This window comes from uncultured Aliiroseovarius sp., assembly GCF_947492455.1.
Classification (GTDB): Bacteria; Pseudomonadota; Alphaproteobacteria; order Rhodobacterales; family Rhodobacteraceae; genus Aliiroseovarius.
In genome coordinates this window covers 293131-311581 of record NZ_CANLNB010000002.1, presented here as the reverse complement: position 1 = coordinate 311581, position 18451 = coordinate 293131, and the positions used below count along the sequence as shown (strand labels likewise).

Below are 18451 nucleotides of genomic sequence, written 5' to 3'. Positions count from 1 at the left end.
GCAACATAGCGTGGCATTCGGGCACAAGATCCGAGTCACATTGGCGGCAACTGTCTGCAAGAGGCTGCGGACAGAGATTTTATGAGGGCGAGCACAGTGGCGCAGCGCGCGGTGCGGAAGTCGAATTACGAGCGTTACCTGTCGATGCGCCGTTGGCGCAAGTACAGCTCTTACGGCGCATTTGGAATGATCGTGTTCGGGCCGATTTTGGCCGTGACCACATTCTTGGCGCTTGGCCCCTTTGCGCAGGGCGCCGACAGCAACGCGCTTCGCCTGATCATCCTTGCGGACCTCATCTATGTTATTTTGGTCGCCGGGTTTGTGCTGGCCGGTGTCAGCCGCATGATCGTCGCGCGCCGCAAGGAAAGCGCCGGTTCTCGTTTGCACCTACGTCTGACTGGGGTGTTCGCGGTCATTGCGCTTAGCCCGACTATCCTTGTGGCCATTTTTGCAATGCTGACTTTGAATATGGGGCTTGAAGGCTGGTTTTCCGAGCGGGTGCGCACAGTGGTGGGCAATTCGCGGGCAGCGGCTGAGGCCTATAAAGAAGAAAGCCGCGACGGTCTGATCCAAGACGCGCGCGCCATCGAGGTGTTTTTAGAAGCACAGCGGCGATCACAGCTATTGCTGACGGATGGCGAGGTCGGGCAACTTCTACAGCAGGCACAAGAGCGTATTCAGCGCGGCCTGCGCGAGGCCTATGTGATCTCGGGCGATGGGACGATCCGGGTGCGCGGTACGCGGTCCTATCTGTTCGACTATGAACAACCTACGCCCGCACAATTTGCCAAAGCTGAAGACGGCGAGGCCGTGGTGATCGAAGATTGGGAGATCAACGAGTTTCGCGTGTTGATCCGCCTGAAGGGCTTCTCGGATCACTACATCCTTTTGACGCGCGACGTGAATGGCGAGATCCTGGATCTGGTGGACGAAACGCAAGAGGCCGCGCGCGTTTACAATCAACTTGAATCGCAACGTGGGCAACGTCTGTTCCAGTTTGGCCTGATTTATCTGGGCTTCGCCGCCATTCTGATCTTGGCCGCGATCTGGATGGGAATGTGGTTTGCCGAACGTCTGTCGCGCCCCGTGGGGCGTCTGGCCAGCGCAGCGCAACGCGTTGGGGCCGGGGATCTGGATGTGCGCGTCATCGAGGAAGAGGGCGACGACGAGATCTCGATGCTGGGGCGTTACTTCAACCAGATGACCAGCCGTCTGAAGGGGCAGCGCGATCGCTTGCTGGAAAACACCGACCAGATCGAGCGCAGGCGACGTCTGTTTGACAGTGTGCTCAGCTCGGTCACAGGGGGGGTGATTGGTCTGAATGCCGACGGGCAGGTGACGTTCCTGAACCGTGCTGCCGAGCTTTTGCTGGATGTGAGGGACGAGAATGACCAAGAGCACGAGTTGTCTTTGGTCGTTCCAGAGTTTCAGCCGCTTTTGGATGCCGTTGCGCAGGGCCAGCCCAGTGCCCAGCAAGAGATGCGCCTGACCCGCAATGGCAAACAAGAAAACCTGCTGGTGCGCATCGCCACGCGTAGGAATGACGAAGGCGGGCTTGAAGGCTACGTGATTGCCTTTGATGACGTGACAGATTTGGTGTCTGCCCAGCGGATGGCGGCCTGGGGCGATGTCGCCCGGCGGATCGCGCATGAGATTAAGAATCCGCTCACTCCGATCCAGCTGTCCGCCGAGCGGATCAAGCGGAAGTTCTCGAAGGTCGATGGCGTGGATGTGGATGCGTTGGAGCAATACACCGACGTGATTGTGCGCCAGACCAACGACCTGCGTCGGATCGTAGACGAGTTCTCGAAATTCGCGCGGATGCCCGAGCCTGAGCGGCGCGAAACGGACCTGACCAAGCTTCTGCGCGACATCCTTTTGTTGCAGGAAACTGGGCAGGAAGGCGTGCGCTTTACATCGCAGATCGTAGACCACCCCGTCCTGATCGAGATCGACCAGACTATGATTGGTCAGGCGTTGACAAACTTGATCAAGAACGCCGGGGAAGCCATTGAAAGCTTGTATGAAATTGATCGTCCAGAAGGGCATACGCCCGAGGTGCAGGTGACCATGGACGACGTGGATGGCGGGGTATGCATCACCGTCGCCGACAACGGGATCGGGCTGCCCGAAGACCGGGCCCGCCTGTTTGAACCCTATGTGACGACGCGCGAGAAAGGCACCGGTTTGGGCCTGCCGATCGTCAAGAAGATCATCGAAGAGCATGGCGGGCGTCTGACGTTGGAAGACGCGCCCGTCTTTGAGAGTGAACAAGAAAGAGGCGGCGCTCATTTTGGCGCCATGGCCCGCATCTTCCTGCCGTTAGGTAGCAAGGCCCGCGATGCCAAAGCCGCAACCACAGGAGAACCGACATGAGCGATATTCTGATTGTTGATGACGAACGGGACATCCGCGAACTGATTTCAGATATCCTTGAAGATGAAGGCTTTACGACCCGTTTGGCGGGCACCTCGGACGAGGCGATCGCACAGGTCAAGGCCGAGCTTCCGGCGCTGATGATCCTGGATATCTGGCTGAAAGACAGCGCGATGGACGGGATCGACATCTTGAAGATGGTCAAACGCGAGCATCCCGAGGTTCCGGTGGTGATCATTTCGGGCCACGGGAATATCGAAATCGCGGTCGCAGCGATCAAGCAGGGTGCCTATGATTTCATTGAAAAGCCCTTCAACATCGACCAGTTGATGGTTGTGATCACAAGAGCGATGGAGACAAGCCGCCTGCGTCGTGAGAACACTGAACTCAAGCGCCGCGATAGCCTCCCGTCCGAGATGGTTGGACAAAGTTCGGCGTTCAAGGCGTTGAAATCTAACCTTGAAAAGGTCACGAAGTCCAATGGTCGTGTGATGCTGACTGGTCCCGCCGGGGTTGGTAAAGAATTGGCCGCGCGCTTTATCCATGCGAATTCTGACCGGGCGTCCGCGCCTTTGGTTGTGGTGAATTCCGCCTCGATCGAGGCGGACCGCATGGAAGAGGTTCTGTTTGGCCGCGAAAGCGACGAACGCGGGATCGAACCGGGCTTGCTGGAAGAGGCCCATGGCGGGGTCATCTACTTCGACGAAGTCGCCGATATGCCCATTGGGACCCAATCAAAGATCCTGCGCGTGCTGGTGGACCAGCGGTTCCAGCGGGTTGGAGGGGCCGACAAGATCTCGGTCGATCTACGGGTGGTGTCGTCCACCAGCCGTGATCTTCAGGCTGAGATCGCTGCTGGAAACTTCCGGGAAGAGCTGTATCACCGGCTGAACGTTGTGCCGATTGCCGTGCCGCCTTTGGACGAGCGGCGTGAGGATATTCCCGAACTGGCGGCGCATTTCATCTCGATGTTCAATGCCGAGCAAGGCCTGCCGCTGCGCGAGTTGGCCGAGGATGCGCAGGCCATGCTGCAGACGATGCAGTGGCCCGGAAACGTGCGCCAGCTGAAGAATGTGGTCGAACGGGCGTTGATCTTGGGCGATGGAACTGACCCGATCACGGCATCCGAGCTTCCGGGGCAGGAAGCGGCTGCCGAAGAGGCCGCGGATCAGGCCGTTGTGGTCTCGGGTGCGCTAGCAATGATGCCCTTGCGGGAAGCGCGCGAGGCGTTCGAACGGGAATACCTGCTGACGCAGATCAACCGCTTCGGGGGCAACATCTCGCGCACTGCGAATTTCGTTGGCATGGAGCGGTCCGCATTGCATCGCAAACTGAAGTCTCTGGGCGTTGTGACCGGGTCGAAAGCCGGCGCGCGGATGGCCTATGTTGCTGGGGAAGAGGAAGAAGCCGCAGACGCGTGATCAAGCTGTAACCGCTTGGGCGCATGCACATTCCCTCGCGGCCGGGACCATTGACCCTGCCGCGCCCATCTGCCATCCCTTCGTCAGGACGATGCATGTCACATGCGGTCGAAGCGGCACCTGACACGATGCAGGACCGCGTTCTAAGGAGAGCCGGATGAAGGTTATCATTTGCGGTGCAGGGCAGGTGGGGTGGCAGATCGCCCGCCACCTTTCGGGCGAAAAGAACGACGTGACCGTTGTGGACAACAACCCCGAGCTGGTGGCGCGCGCGACCGATACGCTGGACGTGCAGGGGATTGCGGGTCACGCCTCGCACCCAGACGTGCTGGACCGCGCCAATGCGCGCGACGCGGATATGATCATCGCGGCGACCTATTCGGACGAGGTGAACATGGTCACCTGTCAGGTGGCGCATTCGGTCTTTTCCATCCCGCGCAAGATCGCGCGCATCCGGTCGCAAAGCTATTTGGACGCCATTTATGCCGACCTCTATCGTCGCGATCACCTGCCGATCGACGTGGTCATCAGCCCTGAACGTGAAGTGGCCGAGGCGGTTCTGAAGCGTATTCAGGCGCCCTCGGCCTTCGATATTGAAAGCTTCATGGGCGGCAAGGTTCAGCTGTTGGGGATTCAGCTGGGCGTCGACTGCCCGGTTCTGAACACGCCCCTGCGCCAGTTGACGGACTTGTTTTCCACCCTCAGCGCCATCGTGGTCGGCGTGCGTCGCGACAAAGGCCTGTTTGCACCCGAACCCGGCGACCAGCTGTTTGCGGGCGACCAGATCTATGTGTTCACAAAAACAGATGACGTGAATCGCACGCTTGAGGTCTTCGGCAAGTCGACCAAACGACAGGAGCGTGTGGTGATCCTTGGTGGCGGCAATGTGGGGCTTGCCGTTGCGCGCGAGCTTGAGACCCGCACCGACCGCATCCGCGCCAAAGTGATCGAGCTGAACCGAGATGTGGCAGAACGCGCGGCAGATACGCTGGAACGTACGGTGGTTTTGCATGGCGACGGGATGAATCGCGAGTTGATGAAAGAGGCGGGCGTTCCGCGTGCGGATGCCATTCTGGCGGTGACGGATGACGATAAGGTCAACCTTCTTTCCTCGGTCCGCGCCAAGGCCGAGGGCTGTGCGATGTCCATCGCTCTGGTCAATGACCCGACGCTTGTGGGGCTGATGGAGCCTCTGAACATCGACGCTTATATCAACCCGCGCACACAGACGGTCAGTTCGATCCTGCGGCACATCCGGCACGGGAAAGTGCGCGAGGTCTATTCGCTGGGCGATGCGGAAGCCGAGGTAATCGAGGCGCAGGTGCTGTCGACCTCGCCCATCGCAGGCAAGGCGATCCGTGATGTGGACTTTCCCGAGGGCGTCCTTGTGGGCGCTTTGATGAAGGGCGAGACCGTGGTCAAGCCCGCGGGCTCGGTCCGGATCGACGAGGGCGATGTGGTGACGTTGTTCTGCATGGCAGATGACGTGCCCGAGGTAGAGCGTCTGCTGCAGGTCTCGATCGACTTCTTCTAAGGCGCGCTCATGCTGACCCAGATCACCAAATTGCCGCTGCTTGTGATCCTGATGGGGATCAGTGTTCTGGCAATGCTGCTGCCCGCTGGTTTCGCGTGGACGGTCGAGGAGTACTATCAGGGGCGGGTGTTTCTGTATGGCGCATTGCTTTTTGGGTTCCTGACCTTCTTTCTTGGGATTGCGATGGCGGATCGGCCCAGATCCACAAGGCACCGGCGACATTTGATGGCGCTTTTAGGGCTGTTTGTTCTGTTGCCGATCATGCTGGCCGTGCCGTTTCACCAAGCGCTGCGCACCACGACGTTTTTGAATGCCTATGTAGAAATGGTGTCGGCCCTGACGACCACGGGATTGACGTTGTTTCCGGATCCCGACCGGCTGCCCCAATCGCTGCATCTATGGCGGGCCATGGTGGGCTGGTTGGGGGGCTTCTTCATCTGGGTCAGCGCGATTGCTATTCTGGCCCCGATGGCCCTTGGCGGGTTCGAGGTCCGCACGCGGTTTGGCGCGCGTGGCTCGGCGCTGGATACGCGGCTTGGGGCAGGACACAGCCAGATCACGCGTGTGGCCGATTTTTCCGACCGGATCAGAACCTATGGCGTGCGCTTGTTGCCGATTTATGCTGGGCTGACAGCGGCCCTGTGGATCGGCTTGGTCATTGCCGGAGAAACGCCCTTCGTAGGGCTATGCCACGCGATGTCTACACTGGCGACCAGCGGGATATCCCCGGTCGGCGGGCTGTCGGGTGGCGTGTCCGGCTTTGGCGGCGAGGTCATGATCGCCGTCTTCCTGATCTTCGCCATATCCCGTCAGACCTTTGCGAGCGATATGCAACACAGCGAAATTCCGTCGCTGTGGCGTGATCCGGAAATTAGATTGGCATTCGTGATCCTTGTTTCGCTGACAGGGTTCCTGTTTTTGCGCCACTGGATTGGCGCCTATGAAGTGGACGAAGCGCTGACCCTGACCTCTGGCCTGACCGCATTGTGGGGATCGCTGTTCACCGTGCTGTCATTCCTTACTACGTCTGGGTTTGAAAGCCAGGCGTGGGAGGCCAGCACGAACTGGTCAGGACTTGAAACGCCAGGGCTTTTGCTGATGGGACTGGCGCTGATCGGCGGCGGGGTGGCCACCACTGCGGGCGGGGCTAAGCTGATGCGCGTTTATGCGTTGTACCTGCACGGGCTGCGCGAGATGCAGAAGCTGGTCCATCCTAGCTCGGTCGGCGGATCAGGAACCGAGGCACGCCACCTGCGCGGCCGCGGTGCCTATATGGCCTGGGTGTTTTTCATGCTGATGGCACTGTCCGTTGCCCTGATCATGGCCCTGTTTGCATTGACGGGTCAGGACTTTGAAAGTGCGATGATCCTGACCATCGCGACGCTGACTACCACCGGCCCAGTGGTCGACATTGCTGGCGCCGAGCCCTTGTCCATCGTCGATCTCAGCGATGCTGCGAAATATGTTTTGGCCTCGGCGATGATCTTGGGACGATTGGAAACGCTTGCCATCATCGCGCTTCTCAGCCCCGAGATCTGGCGCCGATAGCGGGGGCGCTCCCATCCAGATCACCAGTGTCTGTTGTTTACATGCCATACCCGAATTGAACCGACGTAAATTGGGGGTGGAAACCGCCAAAAGAGCAAGCCATAGTGACAATCAGGTGAAATTCCTGCCGTTTTCCGGCAGCACGAAACAAAAAAGGCAATAAAAATGGCTGCCGATAAGCAAAACTTGCAGGACGCATTCCTGAATCATGTGCGTAAATCCAAGGTTCCCGTGACGATCTTTCTGATCAACGGCGTAAAACTTCAGGGTGTAATTTCCTGGTTCGACAATTTCTGCGTCCTTCTGCGTCGCGATGGCCAGTCGCAGCTGGTGTATAAGCACGCGATCTCGACCATTATGCCGGGCCAACCGATCAATCTTTATGACGGCGAAGAAAGCTGACAGACCTCATTGAACGCGAGGAGAAGGCCACCCGCGCTTGGGTCCTTCACCCGGAACTGACCTCAGACCCCAACCGCCGGACCGCTGGTCCCGCGTTGGAAGAAGCCGTGTCTTTGGCGGCGGCGCTCCCTCATCTCGAAGTGGAGGGCGCCGAAATCGTGCGCCTGCGCGATCCGCATCCCGGCAAACTGTTTTCCAAAGGAAAGCTTGATGATCTCAGCCAGCGCCTAAAGGCCGCCGAGGTGGATCTGGTGCTGATTGACGGCCCAGTCAGCCCGGTGCAGCAGCGCAATCTGGAAAAAGAATGGGACGTCAAAATCCTAGACCGGACCGGCTTGATCCTCGAGATCTTTTCGGACCGGGCGCGTACCCGCGAAGGTGTGTTGCAGGTCGAGATGGCCGCGCTGTCCTATCAACGCACTCGTCTGGTGCGGGCGTGGACCCACCTTGAACGCCAGCGGGGCGGACTTGGGTTTGTTGGCGGACCCGGAGAAACCCAGATCGAGGCTGACCGCCGCGCAATTGATGACCACATGAACCGTCTGCGAAAGCAGCTGGAAAAGGTCGTAAAGACCCGCGAGTTGCATCGTGCTGCCCGTGCCAAGGTACCATTCCCGATTGTCGCGCTGGTGGGCTATACCAACGCTGGCAAGTCCACGCTGTTCAACCGGATGACCGGGGCGAAGGTGCTGGCGAAAGACATGCTGTTTGCCACGCTCGATCCGACCATGCGACAGATTGAACTACCCGCTTTGGGTAAAACGCCGGGGCAGGGTGGAGGCCGCAAAGTGATCCTGTCGGACACGGTGGGCTTCATCTCGGACCTGCCAACGCAGCTGGTTGCCGCTTTTCGCGCTACGTTGGAGGAGGTTCTGGCTGCTGATCTAATCCTGCATGTGCGCGACATCAGCCACGAAGGCACGGATGAGCAGGCGCAGGATGTCGCCACCATCATGGCTGAGTTGGGGGTGGACGAAGAAACGCCGCAGCTTGAGATCTGGAACAAGCTGGACCTGCTCGACGAGGAAGAGGCTGACGCCCGCCGCCGCGAAGCAGCCCGTCATGACGATATTCTGACCCTCTCCGCCATCACCGGCGAAGGCTTCGACGATCTGGTCGCCGCCATCGACCGCGCCTTGGATGAGCCACGCAAGACCGTCACGCTGGACCTTGCCTTCTCGGATGGGCGCAAGCGGGCGTGGTTGTTTGAGAAGGGGATCGTAGAAGACGAAGAGCCGGGCGAGACTGGCTGGAAGATCACCGTGACTTGGACCGATAGGCACGCCGCGGAGTTCGCTGCGCTTTAGTCCCCCTGAAAAATTCGAAGGCCACCCGAATGGGTGACCTTCTGGCCGTGAGTGGCCAATCATCGTCCAGTTGTGGGGACGCGCTAGATCGCGTTTCGGACGACAATCTGAACAGACGCAATGTGATCCTGTCTCTGACGATCGTTAATCTGAGATAACGACACTGAAGGCCATAGAATAAGGGGAAAAGCACGCCTGTGTTTCCCCCCGGGGACAACGGGCAAGAGCGCCTAGGGACGTGGAACCAAACGTGTGATCCCAACTGCTGCGGCACGCGCCAGATCAGGATCCAGCGACATGGGCGTGAACTCGCCCCTCCTCCACAGCTCGCCCAGATCGTCATAGTGACGTGACAAGGGATGGCCGGATTGCCCGGTTGAGGTCACGAAGAGCGAACTATCAGGGTCCGAGAAGTCATAGACGCCGCGATAGGCTGCACCATGCACATTCTGGAACGGGTTCGTACCCGTGCCTTCCGTCAGCCCGCGCAAAAGCGTATTGTCCCCGCCCGAGGTGGACTGGCGGATATTTACGAACCACTTCAGAAAGGGCACATCGCCCAGGACGGCGTGTTTGTGGACCGCCTGATGGTAGTCTCCCCAGCGCAGGCTTTCCTGTTTGCCACCAGCGTTTTCAGACAGCCACAACAATGCGTCATCCAGCGCGACGCGGGCCATGTCCGTGCAGGTTTCCGTGGCGGCGGATTGGATCACATCACACCAGACCGACGCGTCATCCACGTCGCGATAGACACGTTCCATAAAGACCGGGTCGACATGGGTGAAGGCGTTAGACAATGGGCCAAGCTCGTCCCGGATCAGCCGGTTCTGAAGCGCGCGCATCCATGTGGAATAGATCAGCGGCTCGGGCATATGCTCGCTCATCTCGCCATTCCAATCGGCGAGCAGACCAAGCGCATCTTGGCGTGCGCGTTCCGGCGTTCCGGCGGGGGCGGCTTCGCCCGTGAACCACAGATCAGCGGCAACCAGCGGCAACAATGTCCGCGCGGTAACAGATACGCTGTCCAGCTGCGCCTCGATGAAACTGTCGCGCGTATGCACCTCGCGCGCTTGCATGAGGCGTTGCCAGCGTTGAATGCGCTGGCTGTCGCCCCAGTTGAAGCTCATATGCGCCGGGAAAGGGCGGTCGATGATCTTGTTGTTGGTGTTGCCAAGGATCCCGCCCGAGGGCTGAACGAACTCGGGGTTGGCGCTGTAGCTAAATGGAACGCCCCAGAGGTTATCCTTGATCCATCCCGGGCTGGGAATACGCCCCTGCGTCTGGTGGCGCGGGCTGCGGCCCGGCATCTGGCCGATCACCTTCATGGCGATTGTATCCGTGTCCGCCATCGTTAGGGTCAGGCTCGGGGCAACATAGTCAGCGGCTGCGGCGATCCCATCCATCACTGTCTTGGCGCGCATTAGTCCGATCCCGGCGCTCATCGAGCGGTCTTTTTCGGTCAGCAGCGTCCAAGACAGGGACATCGCATGGCCCGCGGGTGTGATCAGGCCAAGGTCATACATCTCGGCCGGCAGGATCGGCCCGTTGTCGGTCCACTTTAGAGTTACCGTGACCGGTGCCTCATCCTTGACCCGCACGATGGTTCCGCGCGTTTTGATCGGGGCGTAACCTTCTGGGGTCAGAACCTCGTCCTGGTTGTCTGGGTTCAGCTTCTCAAGATGCAAATCCTGATCATCCAGATAGGAAGACGTGATGCCATAGCCAAACCCGTCGGTCCGTCCGGCCATGATCAGGGGCATGCCGGGGATGGTTCCACCGATCACGCCGCCCGAGCTGAGCTCTAGCCGTGCCAGATACCAGATCGACGGGGCTGAGAAGCCCAGATGCGGGTCATTGGCCAGCAGCGTACCACCCGCAGCCGACCGGGTCGGCGCCGCTGCCCATCCGTTCGACGCCCCTGCAAAGCCACGTTTCGGGCTGGGCCAGAGGTCAGGACGGTCTTGTGTTTCGTGGGCCGCAAAGCGCGGGGCGTCCTCGTCAAACAGGGCTGCGTAATCTGGCAGAGCCGCGACGCCGGTGCCCGGCATGTCCGGCAGAATGTCCCGCACGCGGTCCTCGGGCAGGGCAAGCGAGACGCGGGCGCGCAGGACTTCCTCTTCCAGCTGGCCAGCCAGTTGCACGCCCATCAGCTTCAGGATCGCCAGACTGTCGACGGGCTGCCACGGCGAGATTTCGTTTGAGAACAGGAAGAACTCTGGCGCACCACGCCCCAAAGCCTCGGTATTCACCCGCGCCAGATAGGCATTCACACCGGACGCATAGGCCGAAAGCGCTGCCTTGGTATCTTCGTCCTGATACTGAAGCGATCCCCGCGCCAGCGTGTACAGATCCAGCCGCCGCATCAGCTCGTCGGTTTTCAGGGTGCGCGGGCCGAACATCTCGGACAGGCGGCCTTGCACGGTGCGACGCATCATCATCATCTGCCACAGGCGATCCTGCGCGTGCACATACCCAAGGCCAAAGAAGACATCGCTGTCATTTTCACCCAAGATATGCGGGATGTTGGCGTTGTTGCGGATGATCTCGACCGGGGCGGAGATGCCGGGGGTTTCGCGGGTCACGTCATAGTCGGGCAGGGACTGCGATGCCAGATAATAGACCAGCCCCATAATCGCGACGGCCAATCCCACCAATGCAGCGGTGCCGCGGATCATCCACAGTATGATTTTGCCCATATGCAAACCTAATTTCTGGACCGTGCGTCAGAAACGCAGGTTGAACTTGCCCTCGTGAGCGGTAACTACTGTGAACTGAATGGGAATTCAACGAAAGGGTCTTGGTATGGCAAAATGTGCGTTTTTAGGCTTGGGCGTGATGGGCTATCCGATGGCGGGTCACCTTGTTGCACAGGGTCACGAGGTCACAGTGTACAACCGGACGACGGCCAAGGCCGAAGCCCGGGCGAAAGAGCATGGTGGCAAATGGGCCTCGACCCCGCGCGAGGCAGCGATGGGCGCGGATTTTGTCATGGCCTGCGTGGGCAATGACGACGACTTGCGCTCGGTCGTATTGGGGGATCAAGGGGCTCTGGCCGGGATGTCAGACGGCGCGATTTTCGTGGATCACACCACAGTGTCCGCCGCCGTAACGCGCGAGCTTTATGCAGAAGCAAAAGCTGCTGACGTGTCCTTCGTGGATGCGCCCGTGTCTGGTGGTCAGGCCGGGGCCGAAAACGGAGTTCTGTCAATCATGTGTGGCGGTGATCAGGCGGCTTATGACGCGGCTGAACCGATCATGCAGGCCTATGGCCGCACCGTAAAACGACTGGGCGAAAGCGGCGCGGGACAGCTGACCAAGATGGTGAACCAGATCTGTATCGCCGGGTTGGTTCAGGGACTGTCCGAAGGGCTGCATTTTGCCGAAAAAGCCGGTCTGGACATCCGCGAGGTTGTCGACGTGATCCAAGGCGGCGCCGCAGGCAGTTGGCAGATGGTGAACCGGCACGAGACCATGGCGGATGACCACTTTGAGCATGGCTTTGCGGTCGATTGGATGCGCAAGGATCTGGGGATCTGTCTGAACACGGCGAACGAGAACGGCGCAAGCCTGCCCGTCACGGCGTTGGTCGACCAGTTCTATAAGGATGTTCAGAAACTGGGTGGCGGGCGTTGGGATACGTCGAGCCTGATCAAACGGCTGCGCGCCCTCGTCTAAACGCAACCACACAAAACGAAAAAGGGCGGCTCTGAGGCCGCCCTAAACATTTCTGGTTCTGTCTCGGATCAGGGGATGACACGGGTGTATTTCGCGCCTTCGATCGACGCGCCCGCGATCAGACCGGTTTGCCCGAACACCACGGCCACAACCGGAGAGGACGAGGTGATCGTGTCTGCCGTCAGGCGGTCGCCTTCGTTCTGGAAGGCGTATTTGATGTCAGCCGAAGCCACCCAACCCGCATCTGCGCGGAAGCTCTGCAGCGCTTCATCGGTCATGAAGAACAGCACATGGGCGAACTGCTGGGCGCCGATCTGAAGGCCGGCACTGGCTTGGGTCAGGGCGTAGTAGTCTACTGTCACGCCGTTGATCCGCAGCGCGCCGCGTCCGTAGGCACCGCCAAGGCCAAGTCCCGCCTCAGTGACCAATGGCATCACCAGCTGCCCGGACGATTTTTCGGCCAACTCGCGGGTATCGGGGTAGCGGTTATAGAGATAGGACATGGCGCTGTCCGCCCGCGCGTCGATCCGCGCACCACCGTTTGAGCCGACGCTGTTGTCACAGGCGGCGAGCGCCAAGCCTGCGCCGACCATGCCGGCCAGAAGTCCACGTCGCGTAAATTTCGAAAGTTGCATGTTTTTGCCTTTATGCCTCATGCTGGGCCGCCATACCGCTAAGGCATGAGATCGACCGGGTTGCTCGAATGCGGCTCTGTGTCCGCTTTGACACAAAATATAGCGGATCGCGTCCGGGCTGTCACCCAGAACTGCGGCGTGCTGCGGAAAATTGCCTGTGGCGATTGTGGGCTTAGCTCTCGGACAGAAGACGCGCCATGCGGGGGGCGAAATAGGTAAGGATGCCGTCACATCCGGCGCGTTTGAACGCCATCAGGCTTTCAGCCATTACTTTGTCACCGTCCAGCCAACCGTTTTGAGACGCTGCCATCAGCATCGCGTACTCGCCTGACACCTGATAGGCGAAGGTCGGCACGCCGAAGCTGTCTTTCACGCGCCGGCAGATATCCAGATAGGGCATGCCGGGTTTGACCATGATCATATCCGCGCCCTCTTGCAGGTCGCGTTCCACCAGACGCATCGCCTCGTCACTGTTGGCGGGGTCCATTTGATAGGTCTTTTTGTCGCCCTTCAGCGCGCCCGAAGCTCCAACCGCGTCGCGGAACGGACCGTAGAAGGCGCTCGCGTACTTCGCGGTGTAGCTCATGATTGTCAGGTTGTGATACCCGGCGGCTTCGATCGCAGTACGGATCGCACCGATACGCCCGTCCATCATGTCCGAGGGGCCAAGGATATCGGCCCCGGCTTCAGCCTGCGCCAACGCCATTTTGACCAACGCCTCGACCGTTTCGTCGTTGACGATTTCACCGTCACGAACGATCCCGTCATGGCCATTGGCGTTATAGGGATCCAGCGCGATGTCAGTCATCACAGCAATCCCGGGCACAGCGGCCTTGATCGCCCGAATGGCGCGGTTCGACAGGTTGTCAGGGTTCCAAGCCTCTTCACAGGTTTCGGTCTTCAGCGCGGGATCAGTATAGGGGAAGATGCAAATCGCCGGGATGCCCAATGCATGCGCCTCGCGCGCGGCCTCTACCACCAGATCCACCGATTTCCGGGTCACACCGGGCATCGAGGGGATCTGTTGTTCCACATTCTCGCCTTCGACCACGAAAACCGGCCAAATCAAATCCGCCACGGTCAGCGTGTTTTCTCGCACCAGATCGCGCAACGCCCCGGACGATCGCGTGCGGCGCAGGCGCGTGGCGGGGAAGGGGGCGACTGTATTGGGCTGAGGAATGCGGCTCACGAGGCTCTCCTTGGCTGTGACTTGACCGTGTCAGGGCCATAAAAGTGATCTGAAACTTCCTGCCACGGGTCTGGCCAGTTCACAAGTCCGCAATTTTCCGTTCTCCCGGCTGTTCCCGCTGGCACAGGCTCCGCCCCAACGCTAGGGTGAAACGCATTAGGACCACCAGCAGGGAACCAAAGTTGGATATTTACGCCACCCTTTTCGAAATCATTGATATGCGGTCTTTTTCCAACCTGTGGTATTGGATTGGGCTTGCCGTGGCGTGGTCGATGGCCAGCTATTGGGTGATGGGCGTGCCCTATGACATGATCCAGCGCGCCGGTCGTCATGAGGGCGAGGCGCAAGAGGATCTGGAAGCCATCGTGCGGGTGAACTGCAACCGCATCACGTCTCTTCCCGTCCAATCTGGAATGTCCCTGATTGCCGTTGCCTCGGCCGTGCTGACATCCCTGATCATACTTGGATTTTGGTATGGCATAGAGTTCGCCCAAGCCGTGTTTCTGTTGATGTTTCCGATGGTATTTGTCGGACTGCTCTCTGCACGCACAGCTATTACGATCCAAAGCCAAGCACTTGAAGGAGAGGCCTTGCGCCGCTACCTGCTGCGGCACCGCTTGATGGTGCAATTGATCGGCATGCTTGCCATCCTGATCACCGCGCTGTGGGGTATGTATCACAACCTTGCCTATGGCGTACTAAGGTAATCCCAAATGACCCGGCCCTTGCGTGGCCCCAACTGCACGGATACATCCGCCGCATGGACAAGCTTATTCTTTCTGGCGCCCCCGAGGGCTTTGACGCGACCCTTCTTGTGAAGGAACTCGACCGGTCTGGCGGGCCGGTTGTTCATGTGGCGCGGGATGAAAAGCGGCTGGCGGCGATGCAGGCGGCGCTTGGCTTTTTTGCGCCGGACGTGACCTGTGTCACGTTCCCCGGCTGGGATTGTCTGCCTTTTGATCGGGTGTCGCCCAATGCGGACGTGTCTGCGGCGCGGATGGCGACCTTGGCCGGGTTGGCGACGGGGCAGATCAAGGGGCGATTTGTCCTTCTGACCACGCTGAACGCCGTCACCCAACGCTTGCCCGCCCGCGCGACCTTGGCCGAGGCCAGCTTTGTCGCCAGCGTGGACAACCTGTTGGACGTGGATGCCCTGCGCGCGTTTCTGGTACGCATGGGCTTTTCGCAATCCCCAACGGTGATGGAACCGGGGGATTTCGCAGTGCGCGGTGGGATCATCGACATTTTCCCACCCGGTGAAAGCGGCCCTGTGCGCTTGGACCTGTTTGGAGACGTTTTGGATGGGGTCCGTCGCTTCGATCCCGCCACCCAGCGCACAACCGAAAGCCTGAAGGGGATTGAACTCGCCCCGGTCTCCGAGGTCATTCTGGACGAGGCCGCGATCACGCGGTTCCGTCAGAACTATCGGATTGAGTTCGGGGCCGCTGGATCGGACGATCCGCTTTACGAGGCCGTGTCGGCCGGGCGCAAGCATCAGGGCATCGAACATTGGCTGCCGTTCTTCCATGAAGAGCTGGAAACCCTATTTGACTACCTGCCCGATGCCTCGGTGATGTTGGATGACGGGCTGGACCCCGCGCGCCTTGCCCGGTGGGAGGCGATTACCGACCAGTACGAGACCCGCAAGATCGCGATGAACGCGAAGAACCGGATGGACAGCGTCTATAAACCCTGTCCGCCGGATCTGCTGTATCTGGATGATCCGGCTTGGGCGACCGCGCTTGATGGGCGTCGTGTGGTCCAGTTGACGGCATTGCCGCAGCCCACAGGCGCGGGTGTGGTCGATGGCGGCGGACGGATCGGGCGCAATTTCTCGCCCGAGCGTCAGCAGGAGAATGTAAATCTTTTCAAATCGCTGGCGGATCATATTGAAGCGAAACATGAGACATCGGTTATCGTCGCGTCTTACTCTGAAGGCGCGCGGGAGCGTTTGCAGGGGCTGCTCTCCGATGAAGGTGTGATCACAAGTCAGATGATCACAAATTTCCGCGACGTACCGGATGCTGCGGGCGGCATCTATCTGGCGGTCTGGGCGCTGGAGCACGGGTTCGAGGGGCCGGGGCTAACGGTGATCTCGGAGCAAGACGTATTGGGCGACCGCCTGATCCGCGCGCCCAAGCGCAAGCGTCGTGCCGAGAACTTCTTGACCGAGGCGCAAAGCCTGTCTCCGGGTGATCTGATCGTCCACGTCGACCACGGGGTCGGCAAATATAACGGGCTGGAAACCGTCACAGCGATGGGCGCGCCGCATGAATGCCTCGCCTTGGAATATGCGGGCGGGGATCGCCTGTTTGTGCCCGTTGAAAACATCGAGCTTCTGTCGAAGTTCGGCCAAGACACCGGGCTTCTGGACAAGTTGGGCGGCGGCGCGTGGCAGGCCAAGAAAGCCAAGCTGAAAGAGCGTATCCGCGAGATTGCGGACAAGCTGATCCGATTGGCCGCCGAACGCGAGCTGCGCAAGGCGCCGACATTGGAAGCGCCGCATCATGCGTGGGAAGAGTTTTCGGCCCGGTTCCCCTATCAGGAAACCGATGATCAGCTGTCTGCCATTGAAGATGTGATCGAGGATCTAGCCTCGGGTCGTCCGATGGATCGTTTGGTCTGCGGCGATGTGGGCTTTGGCAAGACCGAAGTTGCCATGCGCGCGGCCTTTGTAGCCGCAATGTCTGGCCAGCAGGTCGCGGTGATTGCCCCCACGACATTGCTGGCTCGTCAGCATTTCAAAAGCTTCTCGGAACGCTTCCGGGGCTTCCCGATCAATGTCGGGCAGCTGTCGCGTTTCGTGGGGCAGGCGGAAGCCAAACGCACCCGCGAGGGCATGTCGCGTGGCACGATGGATATTGTCGTCGGCACCCATGCGTTGCTGGCCAAAGATGTGCGGTTCGAAAACCTTGGCCTGTTGATCGTCGACGAAGAACAGCGCTTTGGCGTGAACCACAAGGAACGGCTGAAAGAATTGCGTTCGGATGTGCATGTCCTGACGCTCTCGGCCACGCCCATCCCGCGCACATTGCAGATGTCTCTATCCGGCGTTCGCGATCTGTCGATCATCGGCACGCCGCCCGTCGACCGTCTGTCGATCCGCACCTATGTCTCGGAATTCGACGGGGTGACGATCCGCGAGGCGCTGCTGCGCGAGCACTATCGCGGCGGGCAAAGCTTCTATGTGGTGCCGCGCGTCAAGGATATTCCAGACATCGAGGCCTTCCTGAAAGACCACGTGCCCGAGGTCAGCTTTGTGACTGCCCATGGCCAGATGGCCGCGGGCGAGCTGGATGACCGCATGAACGCCTTCTATGACGGCAAGTATGATGTCCTGCTGGCCACGACGATTGTGGAAAGCGGCATCGACATTCCGACCGCGAACACGATGATCGTGCACCGCGCCGATATGTTCGGGTTGGCGCAGCTTTACCAGATCCGGGGCAGGGTGGGCCGATCGAAAACCCGCGCCTATGCCTATCTTACCACCAAGCCGCGTGTACCGCTGACGCAAACGGCGCAGAAACGTCTGCGCGTGCTGGGGTCTCTGGACACGCTGGGGGCTGGGTTTACGCTGGCGAGCCAGGATTTGGACATTCGCGGTGCGGGCAATCTGGTGGGCGAAGAGCAATCCGGCCAGATGCGCGAAGTAGGCTATGAGCTTTATCAACAGATGTTGGAAGAGGCGATTGCCAAGATTAAGTCGGGTCAGTTGGAAGGTCTTTCGGACGCGGACAGCAGCTGGGCGCCGCAGATCAATCTTGGTGTTCCTGTATTGATACCAGATACTTACGTCCCTGATCTTGATGTGCGTCTAGGCCTCTATCGTCGTCTGTCGTCGCTGTCCAAAAAGGTCGAGCTGGAGGGCTTTGCTGCCGAACTGATCGACCGCTTCGGTCCGCTTCCGAAAGAGGTGAACACCCTGATGCTGATCGTGCGCATCAAGGGTATGTGTAAGCGTGCAGGCATTGCCAAGCTGGATGGCGGGCCGAAAGGGGCGACGATCCAGTTCCACAATGATAAGTTCGCCTCGCCCGTTGGATTGGTCGAATTCATTCAGGCGCAGAACGGTTTGGCGAAGGTGCGCGACAACAAGATTGTGGTGCGGCGCGACTGGCGCAAAACCTCGGACAAGATCCGCGGCGCTTTTGCGATTGCGCAGGATCTGGCGATGAAGGTGAAAGAGGCCAAGGCACAAGAAAAGAAAGCCTGATCCGATCAGGATTTGCGCCCCAAGGCGGCCAGATGTGCAACACCTTGCAAACACCGTGTTTCGCGCTTTGACAAGGCGGTTTTGACCCCTTATCCACGTGGGCACTGGGATGTCTAAAGAAAGATAGAAGCATGGCATTTTTCGAGGG

The 18451-nt window shown here is 59.7% G+C and carries 12 protein-coding genes; 9 read left to right on the top strand and 3 right to left on the bottom strand.

Annotated elements, in window-relative coordinates; translation table 11 throughout:
- The first annotated feature begins 144 nt into the window (after positions 1–144).
- From Q0677_RS04940 to hflX, 6 genes are all read left to right on the top strand, one after another.
- A complete protein-coding gene (locus tag Q0677_RS04940; protein WP_298907503.1) occupies positions 145–2376 on the top strand; it encodes a PAS domain-containing sensor histidine kinase in 2232 nt (743 codons plus the stop codon).
- Positions 2373–3797, top strand: coding sequence for a sigma-54 dependent transcriptional regulator (locus tag Q0677_RS04935; RefSeq protein ID WP_298906546.1), 1425 nt, complete (start codon positions 2373–2375; stop codon positions 3795–3797). Before Q0677_RS04940 ends, Q0677_RS04935 begins: the two co-directional genes overlap by 4 nt.
- Before the next feature lie 157 nt (positions 3798–3954).
- Positions 3955–5331, top strand: a complete 1377-nt coding sequence (trkA, locus tag Q0677_RS04930; protein ID WP_298906544.1) for a Trk system potassium transporter TrkA — start codon at positions 3955–3957, stop codon at positions 5329–5331.
- Between the two features lie 9 nt (positions 5332–5340).
- Positions 5341–6879: a potassium transporter TrkG gene (locus tag Q0677_RS04925; protein ID WP_298906542.1), complete on the top strand. Its 1539-nt coding sequence runs from the start codon at positions 5341–5343 to the stop codon at positions 6877–6879.
- Between the two features lie 165 nt (positions 6880–7044).
- Positions 7045–7281 carry an RNA chaperone Hfq gene (gene hfq / locus Q0677_RS04920; protein ID WP_133488330.1) on the top strand — a complete coding sequence of 79 codons (237 nt, stop codon included), beginning with the start codon at positions 7045–7047 and terminating at the stop codon, positions 7279–7281.
- Positions 7282–7289: 8 nt separating this feature from the next.
- The gene (gene hflX, locus Q0677_RS04915) at positions 7290–8588 is read left to right on the top strand and encodes a GTPase HflX (protein ID WP_298907501.1); all 1299 of its coding nucleotides are present in this window, start codon (positions 7290–7292) and stop codon (positions 8586–8588) included.
- 230 nt (positions 8589–8818) lie between these two features.
- Here hflX and Q0677_RS04910 read toward each other — a convergent pair whose 3' ends face one another.
- Positions 8819–11284, bottom strand: a complete 2466-nt coding sequence (locus Q0677_RS04910) for a penicillin acylase family protein (RefSeq protein ID WP_298906539.1) — start codon at positions 11282–11284, stop codon at positions 8819–8821.
- Positions 11285–11390: 106 nt separating this feature from the next.
- Between Q0677_RS04910 and Q0677_RS04905 the strand changes: the two genes are divergently transcribed.
- Positions 11391–12263 (top strand): NAD(P)-dependent oxidoreductase, encoded by an 873-nt coding sequence (locus Q0677_RS04905; protein WP_298907497.1) that lies wholly within the window; start codon positions 11391–11393, stop codon positions 12261–12263.
- Positions 12264–12331: 68 nt separating this feature from the next.
- Here Q0677_RS04905 and Q0677_RS04900 read toward each other — a convergent pair whose 3' ends face one another.
- Both Q0677_RS04900 and hemB read right to left on the bottom strand, forming a co-directional pair.
- Complete coding sequence (locus tag Q0677_RS04900; RefSeq protein ID WP_298906538.1) at positions 12332–12898, bottom strand: YSC84-related protein; 567 nt, start codon at positions 12896–12898, stop codon at positions 12332–12334.
- A 172-nt stretch (positions 12899–13070) separates the two neighbouring features.
- Entirely contained in the window at positions 13071–14087 is a 1017-nt protein-coding gene (gene hemB, locus Q0677_RS04895) for a porphobilinogen synthase (protein WP_298906535.1), read from the bottom strand.
- A 218-nt stretch (positions 14088–14305) separates the two neighbouring features.
- Between hemB and Q0677_RS04890 the strand changes: the two genes are divergently transcribed.
- Positions 14306–14794 (top strand): component of SufBCD complex, encoded by a 489-nt coding sequence (locus tag Q0677_RS04890; RefSeq protein ID WP_366940945.1) that lies wholly within the window; start codon positions 14306–14308, stop codon positions 14792–14794.
- 53 nt (positions 14795–14847) lie between these two features.
- The gene (gene mfd / locus Q0677_RS04885; RefSeq protein WP_298906529.1) at positions 14848–18303 is read left to right on the top strand and encodes a transcription-repair coupling factor; all 3456 of its coding nucleotides are present in this window, start codon (positions 14848–14850) and stop codon (positions 18301–18303) included.
- Positions 18304–18451: the final 148 nt, after the last annotated feature.

Excerpts from the sequence above, each read along its gene's own strand:
- Q0677_RS04940 (WP_298907503.1), top strand. The coding sequence starts at position 145 with ATGCGCCGTTGGCGCAAGTACAGCTCTTACGGCGCATTTGGAATGATC.
- Q0677_RS04935 (WP_298906546.1), top strand. The coding sequence starts at position 2,373 with ATGAGCGATATTCTGATTGTTGATGACGAACGGGACATCCGCGAACTG.
- trkA (WP_298906544.1), top strand. The coding sequence starts at position 3,955 with ATGAAGGTTATCATTTGCGGTGCAGGGCAGGTGGGGTGGCAGATCGCC.
- Q0677_RS04925 (WP_298906542.1), top strand. The coding sequence starts at position 5,341 with ATGCTGACCCAGATCACCAAATTGCCGCTGCTTGTGATCCTGATGGGG.
- hfq (WP_133488330.1), top strand. The coding sequence starts at position 7,045 with ATGGCTGCCGATAAGCAAAACTTGCAGGACGCATTCCTGAATCATGTG.
- Q0677_RS04910 (WP_298906539.1), bottom strand. The coding sequence starts at position 11,284 with ATGGGCAAAATCATACTGTGGATGATCCGCGGCACCGCTGCATTGGTG.
- Q0677_RS04905 (WP_298907497.1), top strand. The coding sequence starts at position 11,391 with ATGGCAAAATGTGCGTTTTTAGGCTTGGGCGTGATGGGCTATCCGATG.
- Q0677_RS04900 (WP_298906538.1), bottom strand. The coding sequence starts at position 12,898 with ATGCAACTTTCGAAATTTACGCGACGTGGACTTCTGGCCGGCATGGTC.
- Q0677_RS04890 (WP_366940945.1), top strand. The coding sequence starts at position 14,306 with ATGCGGTCTTTTTCCAACCTGTGGTATTGGATTGGGCTTGCCGTGGCG.
- mfd (WP_298906529.1), top strand. The coding sequence starts at position 14,848 with ATGGACAAGCTTATTCTTTCTGGCGCCCCCGAGGGCTTTGACGCGACC.